The following is a 14,361-nucleotide window of genomic DNA, read 5'->3' on the forward strand; positions in this document are numbered from 1 at the left end:
TGATTTATACGTGAAATTCGAATAAATATTCATTAAAATAACTTTTATACAGTAATATCATGAAAAAGGTTGTATAAACATACATAATACAGTATAATAATTAATCACAAAGAGGAACGGAAAGATAGAGGGGGAAACATAAATGAACGTAGGTATTGTTGGAGGGACAGGTTACGGTGCGATTGAATTGATGCGCTTTTTAACCAACCACCAAGCAGTGGAGAAGATGTATCTTTATTCGCAATCAAAACAAGGAACAAACATTAGTGACGTCTATCCGCACCTTGATACAATCATTGACGTCGCAATGGAAGAATTAACGGTTGAACATGTCGCGCGACATGTCGATGTCTTATTTTTTGCGACACCACCGGCCGTTAGTCATAAATGGGTGCCCGCCTTATTAGAGACAGAGGTTAAAATCATTGATTTATCTGGTGACTTTCGTTTAGCTGACCCAGCGGTCTATGAAGCGTGGTACAACAAAACGACCGCGAGCAAAGCGTATTTGAATCAAGCCGTCTACGGTTTAGCTGATGTGTATCGAGATAAAATTAAAGACGCGCAGTTAATCGCTAATCCAGGCTGCTATCCAACCGCCACACTACTCGGGTTACTCCCGGTCATTGATCAAGCGTTTATTGATCGTAACTCTATTATTGTAGACGGGAAGACAGGGGTGTCAGGCGCGGGTCGCTCGCTTTCCCAAGGCGTACACTATGCTGAGATGAATGAAAATACACGTGCTTATGCAGTCGGGTCTCATAAGCATACGCCAGAAATCGAACGTTTTTTATCTGAAAAAACTGAAAAATCAATCTTTATTAATTTTACGCCTCATATTGTGCCGATGACGCGCGGGATTTTGGTAACGATGTATGTGAATTTAACAGAAGCAATAAGTGAAGAGGCTATAAGGGAACTTTATCAATCGTTCTATCGAGATCGCGCCTTTGTCCGGGTGAAACCGGGTCACAGTTTACCGGAAACAAAACAGGTGTATGGCTCTAATTATTGTGATCTACACATAACGGTTGATGAAAGGACACAGCGCCTAATTATTGTATCGGTGATCGATAATTTAGTGAAGGGTGCTTCAGGACAAGCGATTCAAAATATGAATCTTTTATACGGTTTAGATGAAACAGAAGGACTGAACCTTAGTCCACTGTATCCATAATTCGACTGAGAGGGGATGAGCATGATGATGACGACATTAAAAAAAGAGATGACGATATTAGAAAACGGCGACATCGCTACACCAAAGGGGTTTGAAGCCGGTGGGTTACATGCCGGTATTAGAAAAAGGAAACTCGATTTAGCTTGGCTATATTCAGACGTGCCAGCTGTCGCGGCGGGGGTTTATACGTTAAATAGTTTTCAAGCGGCACCACTTAAGGTGACACAAGACAGTATTAAGGTAGACGGCAAGATTCAAGCACTGATTGTTAATTCAGGAGTGGCAAATGCTTGTACGGGTGAGCAAGGAGACAAAGATGCCTGATAATGCGGGACTTAATGAGTAAGAAGTTTGGCGTAAAAAAGCATCATGTGGCAGTAGCCTCGACTGGTGTCATTGGTGAGTTATTACCGATGGACAAAATTACGGCCGGTATTGCCAGATGGATAGAGCCGCGCAAACGAGTGATATGTTTGAAACAGCTATTCTTACGACAGATACAAAAGAAAAACGTGCCTGTGTTCAGATTGACATTGAAGGTAAAACCGTTACGATTGCTGGAGCGGCGAAGGGTTCTGGCATGATTAATCCAAATATGGCCACGATGCTGAGCTTTATTACGACAGATGCCACTATTGAAAAAGCTGCCCTTGATCAATCATTAAAGGCCATTACAAATCAATCATTTAATATGATTACCGTTGATGGGGATACGTCAACCAATGATATGGTTCTCGTACTTGCGAACGGCAAGCAAGACCATACCCCGCTAAATACGGCTCATAAAGATTATCCGTTATTTGAACAAGCTCTCACCTTCGTCTGTCAAACACTAGCGAAAGAAATTGCACGAGACGGTGAAGGGGCAACAAAATTAATTGAAGTTCATGTGAGTGGAACCGCTCATGATGAAAGTGCGCAAAAGATTGGCAAAGCTGTCATTTCATCTAACTTAGTAAAAACAGCCATCCACGGCGCCGATGCGAATTGGGGCCGGATTATTACCGCCGTTGGTTATAGCGGCGAACCAATTGATCCGAATCAGGTGAGTGTGAAGTTAGGGGAGATCACCGTTGTCAATCACGGTGTACCTGTGTCGTTTAGTGAAGAAGAGGCCAAACAATATTTACAACAAACGGACGTTTCCATTGATGTGAATGTCGGTGATGGACCAGGCGAAGCCTACGGTTGGGGTTGTGATTTAAGTTATGAGTATGTCAGAATCAATGCGTCTTACCGGACGTAAAGGGGGATTTTTGATGCAGACGATTGTGTTTAAATGTGGTGGCAGTATTGTCGATGAGTTACCGGAATCATTCTTTAAGATGCTTGGTTCGCTAAAAGAATCGCATGGTATCGCGCCAGTAATCGTGCACGGCGGTGGGCCAATGATCTCGTCAAAATTAAAACAATTAAATGTCACATCAACCTTTATCGATGGCTTAAGAGTAACAACGAACGAAGTACTAGATGTTGTTGAAATGGTCTTAAGTGGGGCTGTCAATAAACAAATCGTGCGTAAACTTTCGCAGTTCAACACCAAAGTGATGGGGGTTAGCGGTGTGGACGGTGGCTTACTTAAAGCAACCCCGGTAAAGAAAGCTTCTCACATCGGTTATGTTGGTGAAGTGACAGCTGTGAATCATGACTTTTTAACAACGTTAACGACCAACGGATATATTCCGGTGATTTCGCCCTTAGCGCTTGGAGATGATGCCCAGCGATATAATGTGAATGCTGATATGGTTGCCGCTGCCATTGCTGAGAGTTTATCAGCACCGCTTCTTTTTATTAGTGATATTCCAGGTGTGAAAAAAGCTGATCACGTCTTACATCACTTAAGTCCAAAAGAGATTGAGGCATTAATTGAAGAGGGGACAATTTATGGCGGGATGATACCGAAAGTCCAATCGGCGCTCGCTGCCTTAGAAAAAGGTGTGCCAGAAGTAGCGATTGTTAGTGGCTTAGAGGAAAAGGCTATCCATCAATTTATTGCTGGAGAAGCTGTGGGAACACGAATTACATTAAGCGAGGTGTCTTATGTCTAACCTAACAATGATTGACCCAGTTATGGAAACATACGGCCGCTTTCCGATTACGTTAACGTACGGCGAGGGGTCATATGTCTATGACGAAGCAGGGATAAAGTATTTAGATTATACCGCAGGAATTGCGACGTGTAATCTCGGTCATAGGCCGCCGAGTGTTCAACAAGCGGTTGAACAACAATTAAACAGTTTGTGGCACGTGTCTAACCTTTATCATATTCAACCACAAGAACAATTAGCCAAGCTACTAACGGAAAATACCGTGTTTGATCAAGTGTTTTTTGGTAACAGCGGAGCTGAAGCAAATGAAGGCGCGATTAAGCTCGCAAGGCGTTATCATCAAAAAATAAAAAAGAACCACCGTTTTGAGATTGTGACGTTTAAACAATCGTTCCACGGCCGAACACTCGCAACTTTAAAGGCGACCGGTCAAGAAAAAATTCAAGACGGGTTTACCCCGCATATGCCAGGGTTTCGATATTTGCCTTATAACGATGTCGACGCTCTTGATGATTTAATCCACGACGAGACAGCGGCGGTCATGTTGGAGCTGACTCAAGGTGAGGGTGGGGTCATTCCTGCGGAAAAAGAATGGGTCGAGCAATTAGTGACAACATGCCAACAAGCGGGTGTATTAGTCATTGTTGACGAGATTCAGACTGGCGTCGGCCGGACCGGTACGCTTTACTTATATGAACAATACGGATTTGAACCAGATATTTTAACGTCCGCTAAAGGTTTAGCCTCTGGCTTTCCTATTGGTGCCGTGCTCGCTAAACACGACGTCGCGAAAGCTTTCTCAAAAGGCACACACGGATCGACCTTTGGTGGGAATCCGATTGTGACAACGGCGGGTCTTGCCACCTTACAAGCCGTATTAGCACCAGGTTTTTTATCAGAGGTTAAACAAAAGGCCAATGACTTCATTACGGGACTAAACCAAATAAAAGAGGCAAATTCAACGATTAAGATCGTTCGTGCGAGTGGGTTTTTAATTGGTTTAGAACTAACTGAACCGGCAATTGATTATGTGAATAAAGCAAGGGAAGAGATGCAGACACTCTTTGTGATGGCTGGGCCAAATGTGTTAAGAATTCTGCCACCATTAACGACGACAGAAGAAGAAATGCATAAAGCGCTCCGCGTGATTCATGATCTCTTCGTGTGAAGGAAGCAATTTTGTCGGTGTTATTATTAGATAAAAATAACGGTTAATATCAACTTATATGGGGAATCTCCTATATGAGTTGTTTTTATGCCTGTAATAAAAGTTGTTGAAGTATTGTCGCTAGCTAAAGGATAACGTAATATATGAAGGTCGCAAGTGATAAAGTGAAACTGAGCACAATGAGAGTCACTATAAGTAAAGATAAATGATGAAAAGAGGAGAAACAATGAAAACATTTAAAGCTTACCGTCTAGAACAAATCAATGATGAAATCATCGGTTCAGTGCAAACTCTAACAGAAACAGATTTACCAGAAGGAGAAGTCTTAGTTAAAGTACATTACTCAGGGATTAACTATAAAGATGCGATGGCGAATATGACGAAGTCACCTATCGTGAAACAATACCCGTTTACACCTGGTATTGATTTAGCGGGTGAGGTCGTTGAATCGATTGATGACCGCTTTACAGAGGGGGATAAGGTCATTGTGACAAGTTATGAACTAGGTGTGAGTCATGATGGTGGATTCAGTGAGTACCAACGCGTCAAAGCCGAGTGGGTCGTACCCTTGCCAGATGGCCTAACATTAAAACAAGCGATGATTTTAGGGACGGCAGGCTTAACGGCGGCGCTCTCTGTTGATCAATTAGAACAACATCAAATGGATCAAGCACTTCCGGTACTTGTGACCGGCGCAACAGGTGGGGTTGGCTCGATTTCAACGGCCATATTGAAAAATTTAGGTTACCGCGTTGCGGCGATGACAGGAAAAAGTGAGATGCATGATTGGTTAATGTCACTTGGGCAGAGTCAATCGTTGACCGAGAAACGTTTATGAATGAAAAACCACGCGTACTAGACCGTGAACAGTATGCTGGGGCGGTTGAAGTTGCCGGTGGTGAGGTCTTATCGCGCGTGCTCACTAAAGTTACGTATAACGGTACGGTTAGTCTTAGTGGTTTAACCGCAGGTGTCAAAGTACCAGCCACGGTTTATCCGTTTATATTACGCGGTATTCACTTGGCTGGCATTGATTCCGTCTATTGTCCAATCGCTACACGAAAAGCGATGTGGCACCGTCTAGCTACTGATTATAAATTAACCGATGACCAATTTAACCAAATTGGTCACGACGTCATTATTTTAGAAGAATTAAGTGATAAACTCCCGCGCATTCTTTCCGGTGGGGCAAAAGGTCGCTATGTTGTGGCATTGGTGTAAGTGGAGTCATTTTTAAAGGGTCTGTTTGTGTGCCTGTACGGTAATTTAAGTGAAAACAGCTTATTCCATTCGTTTAACCGATAAATAAAGTAATTCACATCTATACTTATTGGTTAATATGTTGATATTTTTCTTTAATCACTTGTCTGAAAAAGGTTGAAAATCAGATTAATAATCAATAAAAACAAAAAAGCAAAACCCACTAAAACCTTGTTAATTAAAGGTTTTAGTGGGTTTTTTAAAGTTTTTTAAAATATTTAAGGATTCTTTCTTGATTGTACGTACGAATTATATTACTATAAGAGTGTGGTATTAAACATCCGTACAAGGATTTAAACTTAGGAAGGTGTTGATGGAAAGATGTTAGAGGCATTAAAAGAACAAGTGTTAAAAGCAAACCTTGACTTGCCTAAACATGGTTTAGTGACGTTTACATGGGGCAATGTAAGCGGTTACGATAAAGATTCGGGTCTTGTGGTGATTAAGCCAAGTGGTGTGCCTTATAGCGAGATGACCGTCGATGACTTAGTTGTCGTAGACTTAGATGGCAATGTCGTTGAAGGAGATAAAAAACCTTCATCAGATACGCCGACACACTTAGTGCTCTATAAAAACTTTGAAGGCATCGGTGGTGTCGTCCATACGCATTCCCCTTGGGCAACAAGTTGGGCTCAGGCAGGTTGCGCCGTCCCGGCACTTGGCACAACACACGGTGATTACTTCTATGGTGAGATTCCCTGTACGCGTCGGATGACTGAAGAAGAAATTAAAGGTGAGTATGAAAAAGAAACAGGTCACGTCATTGTAGAGACATTTAAGTATTGTGATCCACTTATGGTACCGAGTGTACTCGTGCACTCACATGCGCCATTTAACTGGGGGAAAGACCCAGAAGAAGCGGTACATAACGCTGTCGTGTTAGAAGAAGTCGCCAAAATGGCTCTTAGAACGTATCAAATTAATCCGGATACAAAAGATATGCAACAGACGTTACTAGATAAACATTATTTACGCAAACACGGAAAAAATGCCTATTACGGGCAGAATTAATTAACGAAAAAGCAACATATCATTAAACACTTATTGGAGGAATGAACCATGTTAAAAACAAAACCGTACACTTTTTGGTTTGTGACAGGTAGTCAGCCGTTATACGGCGAGGAAACATTAATTGAGGTGGCTGATAATTCAAAAGTTGTCGTCGATGGATTGAATGCGTCAGGTATTTTACCATTTAAGGTAGAATTTAAAGAGGTAGTGACAACAGCTGATAGTATTCATCAGTTAGCACTCGATGCAAATAACAGTAAAGAATGTGCCGGGGTTATTACTTGGATGCACACGTTCTCGCCAGCAAAATCTTGGATCGCTGGGTTAAAAGCACTTCAAACACCGCTGCTACATTTCCATACGCAATATAACCGTGATATCCCTTGGGGTTCCATTGATATGGACTTTATGAACACAAATCAAGCGGCTCACGGAGATCGCGAGTATGGCTTTATCGGTACACGTTTAGGTCTAGGTCGTAAAGTGATTGTGGGTCATTGGAAAAATGAAGACATTTTAAAACAAATCGCCGCGTGGATGAACGTTGCGATTGGCGTAAAAGAAGGCACAAATATCCGAGTCGCACGCTTTGGTGACAACATGCGTAACGTTGCCGTAACAGATGGCGATAAAATCGAAGCGCAAATTAAATTCGGTTGGACGGTTGATTACTACGCATCGGTGATTTAGTTGAAGAAATCAATCAAGTCTCAGATGAGGCGCTTAACGCTCTGTATAAAGAATATGAAACCATGTATGACTTACCTGAAGCAGTGAAAGAAAAAGGCGATGTGTATGAGTCGATTCGCTATCAAGCGAAAGTGGAACTGGCGTTAAAATCGTTCCTTAGTAAAGGTAATTATAATGCCTTTACAACAAACTTCGAAGACTTACACGGGATGAAGCAATTACCAGGACTTGCTTGTCAGCGTCTCATGGCTGAAGGCTATGGTTTTGCGGGTGAAGGTGACTGGCGTACGGCTGCGTTAGTTCGTTTAATGAAAATTATGTCTGATAATAAAGCGACAACGTTCATGGAAGATTATACGTATCACTTAGAACCGGGTAATGAAATGATTCTTGGCTCACATATGTTAGAAATTTGCCCGACAGTCAGCGCGACAAAACCAAAAATTGTGGTGAATCCACTTGGTATTGGTGGCAAAGAAGACCCAGCTCGACTCGTATTTGATGGTCAAGGAGGCGATGCGATCAATGCCTCATTAATCGAATTAGGTGGCCGTTATCGTTTAGTCATCAGTGAGATTAAAGCAGAACAACCGAAAATTGAGACACCACACTTACCGGTTGCCAAAGTATTATGGAAGCCTGAACCGAATTTAAGTGAGGCAACAGCCGCATGGATTTATGCCGGTGGGGCTCACCATACCGCGCTATCATTTACCGTAACAACCGAACAGTTGGTTGATTTTGCGGAAATGACAGATATTGAAGTGGTTGTTATCGGTAAAGATTTGAACTTACGTCAATTCAGAAATGAATTGAAATGGAATGAAGCTATTTTCCGCTAATATGCTGGTTATCATATAAAAGAGATCACGTCCCCCGCGGATCTCTTACCCCCTTTTATGTTGTTTTGTTAGAGAGGAAGCATATCCGTATGTTTCCTCAAACAACAAAACTACTGGAAGTTGTTAACATCTTATTAAAAACTCCATCATTTTGTCGCATTTCTGACTAATTCCAGATGAGTTTGTGTTAAACTAGAAAGAGATTAATAAGTCAAAAGAATGTAAGAGGTGTAACTTATGCAGACAAAATACAGTATTGTCAAACAAGCAATTAAATCAAAGATTTTAGATGGCACATTTCAACCTCATCAGAAAATTAGTTCAGAAAGTGAATTAATGAAACAATTCGGTGTCAGCCGTCACACAGTGCGCTTAGCGATTGGTGAGTTAGTTAATCAAGGGTGGTTATACCGTGAACAAGGTGCAGGAACATTTTGTGCGGATCGCTCCAAAGAGGATGAGTCTAAATTAGTAAAAAACCAAAAGAACATTGCGATTATAACGACGTACATTTCAGATTATATTTTCCCATCGATTATTCGCGGAGCTGAGTCTTATCTTAGCCAACAAGGTTATCATGTGAGTTTATTTAGTACGAATAACGACCATGATAATGAGCGTCGGTTCTTAGAAAAAATCTTAACGCAACATTTTGATGGCGTCATTGTCGAACCGACAAAAAGTGCGATCAGTAATCCGAACATTAATTATTATTTAAACTTGGAGCGTCAAAATATTCCTTATATTATGATTAACTCTTTTTATGATGAACTTGAGCCGTTAAGTATTACGTTAAATGATGAACAGGGTGGTTTGCTTCAAACCGAACACTTAATTGAACTTGGTCATACGAATATCGTTGGGTTCTTTAAAAATGATGATGGACAAGGTTCGAAACGGATGAAGGGGTATTTAAAAGCTCACCGTAAAAATGGTCTGAGTATCAATCCAAACAATATCATTCTTTACAGTACGGAAGGTAAATACCATCATCCGCAAACAGAACTTGAAAAGTTATTAGCTTTACCAGAAAAGGAACGTCCGACAGGTTTAGTCTGTTATAATGATGAGCTTGCGATTGCGTTACTCGATGTTGTACGTGAGAAAGGGTTATCGGTGCCTGACGATTTATCGATCATCGGTTTTGACGATTCCTTCCTTGCGGAAGTGTCGGAAGTAAAATTAACGACAGTGAAACACCCGCAAAGTGAGTTAGGGGAAGTAGCGGCTAAGATGATCCTAGATTTAGTCAAGGACCAAAGTGCACGCAGAAAAAGAAAGAAGAACCGGTAGAATCGGTCGTATTTGAACCTGTACTCGTGGAACGTTCATCAACGACCAAACCGAAACATTAATCTTTGTTTTGAGTATTTCTATAGCTTCATATAGCCGTAACTCGTGTTGCGGCTATTTTTACACGCGAAATGAAAGCGTTTCAAAAAATACTTGGCATAAATATTTACAATAGTAGAGGGGCTGATGTAGTTGATAAAGAAAGACTACTTACCAAAAGATACACCGTTTGATCCTGATGTGATGAAAGATGAAACAAAGTGGGGCAGTTACGGTGCACATGACCCGGCGATTATTAAAGAAGGTGAGATGTATTATGTCTTTTCAACCGATACAGGAGGAAAAGATCATGTTAAAGCGGGGATTCAGATTAGACAATCACCGGACTTAATACATTGGACCTTTGTCGGCCGTGCCTTTAGTGATGGTGTACCACGTGAGGCGTATAATTGGACTGAGGCAAACGGTCTTTGGGCTCCAGAGGTTGTTAAAATGAATGGAAAGTTCTATTTGTATTACGCGGCTAGCCAATTTGGTAAAACACAATCGTTTATCGGTGTCGCGGTAAGTGATTCTGTGACGGGGCCGTATGAAGATTTGGGACTTGTTTATAAATCAGTGAGAGGGACAGAGGGTCCCAATGCGATTGATCCGAATATTACCTTTACCCCAGAAGGGCAAGTTTATATGGTGTTTGGATCATTTTTCGGAGGGCTTTATGTCAATGAAATAGAGCCGAAGACAGGAAAATTTAAAACGCCTGGACCGGGCACACTGATCGCTAAACGTCATACATCCGTCGACCGTGCGTTAGAAGGGCCCTACATTATTTATAATGACGTGTTTGATTACTACTATTTATTTGTCTCTTATGACTCATTATTTGCAGATTACAATATTCGTATTGGACGTTCCAAATCAATTACCGGGCCTTATACAGACTACAATGGAAAAGAGCTCACAGACATTGAAGGCAATCAAGACGAGATTGGCATGAAAGTACTCGGTAGCTATAAGTTTAGTGACGGGGAAGGTTGCTCGCGCCAGGGCATAATTCTGTGCTAAAAGATAGTGACGATTATTTTGTCTGTCACCACGTGAGAGAACCGGTGAATAAACATGTCCACTACGTCCATATCAGAAAGATTTTATGGTCCGATGAAGGATGGCCACTCGTATCGCCCGAACGATTCGCGGGTGAAGATAATCGTGAGATCAAAGACCATGACCTACAAGGTCAGTGGGAATTCGTTCGGATTGATCCGACTAACCATGATCAAGACCTTGCTTATCAAGTCGCACTCACCGAACCAAAAGACCGGCCGCGTTTTATTGTGAAACCGACCAAAAACAGTGTCAAAGTCCATTTAAGTGATGAGGTGCTAGATGGTAAAGTGAGCGCAGGTTGGGACTGGGAGCGTTGGTGTGAGACGATTGTATTTGCCGGGTATAATCATAAAGGTGTTGTGACGATGGGAAAGAAAATAACTGGTAAGTAAAAAACATGAACGGGATTCTTTAGTAACTGACACAAAAGATAAAGTTTATCTATTGAAAACGGTTACTAAAAACTTTATACTAAATATACCTATACGTACAAATGTGTTTTAAAAAGAATTAATTAAACATTTGTACACAAGAGTTGAACTGAATAGGAGAGGTGAAGATGGTGAAAATGAAAGCAACAATGACACTTGATCAACATTTTAAGATTGCAGAAGTGGATAAACGGATTTATGGTTCGTTTATTGAACATTTAGGACGTGCCGTGTATGGCGGCATTTATGAACCAGATCATCCCAATAGTGATGAACAAGGGTTTAGGCAAGATGTGATTGATTTAGTAAAAGAATTAAACGTACCGATTGTCCGATATCCTGGTGGGAATATGGTGTCCGCTTATAACTGGGAAGATGGGGTTGGACCAAAAGAAGACCGTCCCCGCAGATTAGAGCTTGCTTGGCGAACGATTGAAACAAATGAAGTAGGCACAAATGAATTCGTCGATTGGGCAAAGAAAGTCAATGCTGATGTGATGATGGCAGTTAATCTCGGGACAAGAGGGATTGATGCGGCAAGAAACTTAATTGAATACACCAATCACCCAAGTGGGACGTATTATAGTGACTTGCGCAGAAAGCATGGTTATGAACAACCTCACAATATTAAAACGTGGTGTTTAGGGAATGAAATGGATGGGCCGTGGCAAGTCGGACATAAAACAGCCTATGAATATGGTCGTTTGGCGAATGAAACAGGAAAAGCGATGAAACTCGTTGATCCAGATATTGAGCTCGTTGCCTGTGGAAGTTCGAATACGAATATGCCCACCTTCCCTGAATATGAAGCAACGACGCTTGATTTAAGTTATGACACAGTCGATTATATTTCGCTTCATCAATATTACGGTAACCGCTCAAATGATACGGCTAACTACTTAGCGAAAAACTTAGATATGGACCACTTCATTAAAACAGTGACGGCTACGTGTGATTATATTAAAGCAAAGCATCGCAGTAAAAAGACAATCAACTTAAGTTTTGATGAGTGGAACGTTTGGTATCATTCTAATGAACAAGACCAACAAATTGAACCATGGTCAATTGCCCCGCCCCAATTAGAAGATCACTATAATTTTGAAGACGCCTTACTCGTTGGTAGTATGTTAATTACGTTCCTTCAACATGCGGATCGGGTGAAGATGGCGGCGATGGCACAACTCGTCAACGTGATTGCACCAATTATGACAGAAAACGGTGGCGGTAGCTTTAAACAGACGATTTTTTATCCTTATATGCATACATCGGTCTTCGGTCGCGGTGTCTCGCTTAAACCGATTCTTAACGTGCCAAAGTATGATTCAAAAGACTTTACTGATGTGCCGTATTTAGATGCGGCGGCTGTTCATAACGAGGAAGAAGAAGCATTGACTATCTTTATTGTAAATAAGCACCTGACGGATGCGATGCCATTAGACATTGACTTACGTAGCTTTGAAGGGTACAAGCTTGTCGAACATATTGAACTTTACCATGATGATGTGAAAGCTGTTAATACGATGGCCCATGAAGCAGTTAAACCATCGCTTAACAATGCGACAACGTTTGAATTAGGTCAGTTATCAGCGCAACTGAAGAAAACGTCATGGAATGTGATTCGTTTGAGAAAATAACATTAAATAAACATGCCATAGTAGTAATAAACAATTAATCAATAAGTACCAAAACTAAATCAAGACGTACTTAAACGAGGATAGTAAATATATTAGATGAGGTGAGAGTATGACACATCGTGCAGTCATTAATGCGGATGTCACAAAAGGCATCATTGATAAAAATATTTATGGACAGTTTGCCGAACACTTAGGTCGTTGTATTTATGAAGGGCTATGGGTCGGAGAAGATAGTGCCATTGAAAATACAAAAGGGATTAGAAATGATGTTCTACATGCACTAAAAGAGTTAAAAATTCCAGTGTTACGCTGGCCGGGTGGTTGTTTTGCGGATGAATACCACTGGAAAGATGGTGTGGGTCCAAGAGAAAAAAGAAAACGTATGGTCAATACGCACTGGGGTGGGTTAGTTGAGAACAATCACTTTGGCACACATGAATTCATGGCTCTTTGTGAGATGTTAGGAGCTGAACCATATATCAACGGCAATGTTGGTTCAGGTACCGTTCAAGAAATGTCTGAGTGGGTTGAATATATGACATTTGATGGCGAGTCACCTATGGCGAACTGGCGTAAGGAAAATGGCCAAGCCTTGCCATGGCGTGTGAAATATTTTGGTGTTGGTAATGAAAACTGGGGTTGTGGTGGTAACATGCGCCCTGAGTTTTATGCTGATTTGTATCGTCAGTTCCAAACGTATGTGAGAAATTATGGCGAGAATAAGATTTATAAAATTGCGGGTGGCGCAAATGTGGCTGATTTTAATTGGACAGAAGTATTGATGCGCGAAGCGGCACCGTTTATGGATGGCTTAAGCTTCCACTACTATGTGCACCCAGGTGGTTTTTGGAATAAGGGTGACGCGGTCCGCTTCGACGAAGCGGAGTGGGATATTTCCATGCAGAAAGCTTACCATATCGAAACACTAATCGATAAGCATGCGACCATTATGGATAAATATGATCCTGAAAAACGCATCGCGATGATTGTCGATGAGTGGGGCGCTTGGTATGATGTTGAACCAGGCACCAATCCTGGCTTCTTGTATCAACAGAACACGGTAAGAGATGCGCTCATTGCAGGTATTTCTTTAAATATCTTTAATAATCACAATGATCGGATTAAGATGGCAAATATCGCTCAAATGGTTAACGTCATTCAATCCATGGTATTAACTGAAGGTGATCAAATGTTATTAACACCGACGTACCATGTCTTTAAAATGTACACCGTTCACCAAGACAGTGAACGCGTAAGCTTGGATATTGATACCACCTCTTTAGAAGCAGATGGCATCAACTATCCACAAGTGAACGGATCGGCTTCTAAACAAGAAGACGGTACAGTTAATATCACACTAACAAATGCTTCGCGAACAGACGAAGCTACACTCGATTTACACGTGCGTGGTCTGGATTATAAAAATGTTATAGGTGAAGTCATTACTTCCACTGACATGCATCATCATAATACTTTTGATGAACCAGAAAAAGTCACGCCAACAGCCTTTACTGACTTTAAAGAGATAGATGGTGGAATAAATGTATCATTACCACCTATGTCTGTTGTCTTATTAACTATTCAAGCGTCATAATAAAAAACAAGCCTAGCGATAGGCTTGTTTTTATTTGAAAGAAAAAACGAGTGGTTAATAAAAAGGTTAATCAAACAAACGTCTTAGCAAGCGTTTTGGATAA

At 41.3% G+C, this 14,361-nt stretch carries 9 protein-coding genes and 3 pseudogenes; all 12 read left to right on the forward strand.

Annotated elements, in window-relative coordinates; genetic code table 11:
* Positions 1 to 142: 142 nt before the first annotated feature.
* The 12 genes and pseudogenes from argC (at position 143) to JCM19043_RS05000 (ending at position 14,258) form a co-directional block, all read left to right on the forward strand.
* Complete coding sequence (gene argC, locus JCM19043_RS04945; protein WP_062320529.1) at positions 143 to 1,180, forward strand: N-acetyl-gamma-glutamyl-phosphate reductase; 1,038 nt, start codon at positions 143 to 145, stop codon at positions 1,178 to 1,180.
* Positions 1,181 to 1,204: 24 nt separating this feature from the next.
* Positions 1,205 to 2,426, forward strand: a pseudogene (argJ, locus tag JCM19043_RS04950) (bifunctional glutamate N-acetyltransferase/amino-acid acetyltransferase ArgJ).
* Between the two features lie 13 nt (positions 2,427 to 2,439).
* Entirely contained in the window at positions 2,440 to 3,228 is a 789-nt protein-coding gene (gene argB / locus JCM19043_RS04955; RefSeq protein WP_062320531.1) for an acetylglutamate kinase, read from the forward strand.
* On the forward strand, positions 3,221 to 4,396 hold the full coding sequence (locus JCM19043_RS04960; protein WP_062320533.1) for an aspartate aminotransferase family protein: 1,176 nt from the start codon (positions 3,221 to 3,223) through the stop codon (positions 4,394 to 4,396). The genes argB and JCM19043_RS04960 overlap by 8 nt, the downstream gene beginning before the upstream one ends.
* Before the next feature lie 226 nt (positions 4,397 to 4,622).
* Positions 4,623 to 5,617, forward strand: a pseudogene (locus tag JCM19043_RS04965) (acryloyl-CoA reductase).
* A 360-nt stretch (positions 5,618 to 5,977) separates the two neighbouring features.
* Positions 5,978 to 6,667 (forward strand): L-ribulose-5-phosphate 4-epimerase, encoded by a 690-nt coding sequence (gene araD, locus JCM19043_RS04970; protein WP_062320535.1) that lies wholly within the window; start codon positions 5,978 to 5,980, stop codon positions 6,665 to 6,667.
* Positions 6,668 to 6,715: 48 nt separating this feature from the next.
* Positions 6,716 to 8,199 (forward strand): annotated as a pseudogene (gene araA, locus JCM19043_RS04975) (L-arabinose isomerase).
* Positions 8,200 to 8,436: 237 nt separating this feature from the next.
* On the forward strand, positions 8,437 to 9,492 hold the full coding sequence (locus JCM19043_RS04980; RefSeq protein ID WP_231631406.1) for a GntR family transcriptional regulator: 1,056 nt from the start codon (positions 8,437 to 8,439) through the stop codon (positions 9,490 to 9,492).
* A 192-nt stretch (positions 9,493 to 9,684) separates the two neighbouring features.
* The gene (locus tag JCM19043_RS04985) at positions 9,685 to 10,557 is read left to right on the forward strand and encodes an arabinan endo-1,5-alpha-L-arabinosidase (RefSeq protein ID WP_062320537.1); all 873 of its coding nucleotides are present in this window, start codon (positions 9,685 to 9,687) and stop codon (positions 10,555 to 10,557) included.
* On the forward strand, positions 10,551 to 10,991 hold the full coding sequence (locus JCM19043_RS04990; RefSeq protein WP_062320539.1) for a lipocalin-like domain-containing protein: 441 nt from the start codon (positions 10,551 to 10,553) through the stop codon (positions 10,989 to 10,991). Before JCM19043_RS04985 ends, JCM19043_RS04990 begins: the two co-directional genes overlap by 7 nt.
* Before the next feature lie 167 nt (positions 10,992 to 11,158).
* Positions 11,159 to 12,664 (forward strand): alpha-N-arabinofuranosidase, encoded by a 1,506-nt coding sequence (locus tag JCM19043_RS04995; RefSeq protein WP_062320541.1) that lies wholly within the window; start codon positions 11,159 to 11,161, stop codon positions 12,662 to 12,664.
* A gap of 109 nt (positions 12,665 to 12,773) precedes the next feature.
* On the forward strand, positions 12,774 to 14,258 hold the full coding sequence (locus tag JCM19043_RS05000; protein ID WP_062320543.1) for an alpha-N-arabinofuranosidase: 1,485 nt from the start codon (positions 12,774 to 12,776) through the stop codon (positions 14,256 to 14,258).
* Positions 14,259 to 14,361: the final 103 nt, after the last annotated feature.

The sequence above is a fragment of the Halolactibacillus sp. JCM 19043 genome, from assembly GCF_001310395.1.
Taxonomy (GTDB): Bacteria; Bacillota; Bacilli; order Bacillales; family Amphibacillaceae; genus Halolactibacillus; species Halolactibacillus miurensis.

Coding starts and splice junctions, on each gene's coding strand:
- argC (WP_062320529.1), top strand. CDS start 143: ATGAACGTAGGTATTGTTGGAGGGACAGGTTACGGTGCGATTGAATTG.
- argB (WP_062320531.1), top strand. CDS start 2,440: ATGCAGACGATTGTGTTTAAATGTGGTGGCAGTATTGTCGATGAGTTA.
- JCM19043_RS04960 (WP_062320533.1), top strand. CDS start 3,221: ATGTCTAACCTAACAATGATTGACCCAGTTATGGAAACATACGGCCGC.
- araD (WP_062320535.1), top strand. CDS start 5,978: ATGTTAGAGGCATTAAAAGAACAAGTGTTAAAAGCAAACCTTGACTTG.
- JCM19043_RS04980 (WP_231631406.1), top strand. CDS start 8,437: ATGCAGACAAAATACAGTATTGTCAAACAAGCAATTAAATCAAAGATT.
- JCM19043_RS04995 (WP_062320541.1), top strand. CDS start 11,159: ATGGTGAAAATGAAAGCAACAATGACACTTGATCAACATTTTAAGATT.
- JCM19043_RS05000 (WP_062320543.1), top strand. CDS start 12,774: ATGACACATCGTGCAGTCATTAATGCGGATGTCACAAAAGGCATCATT.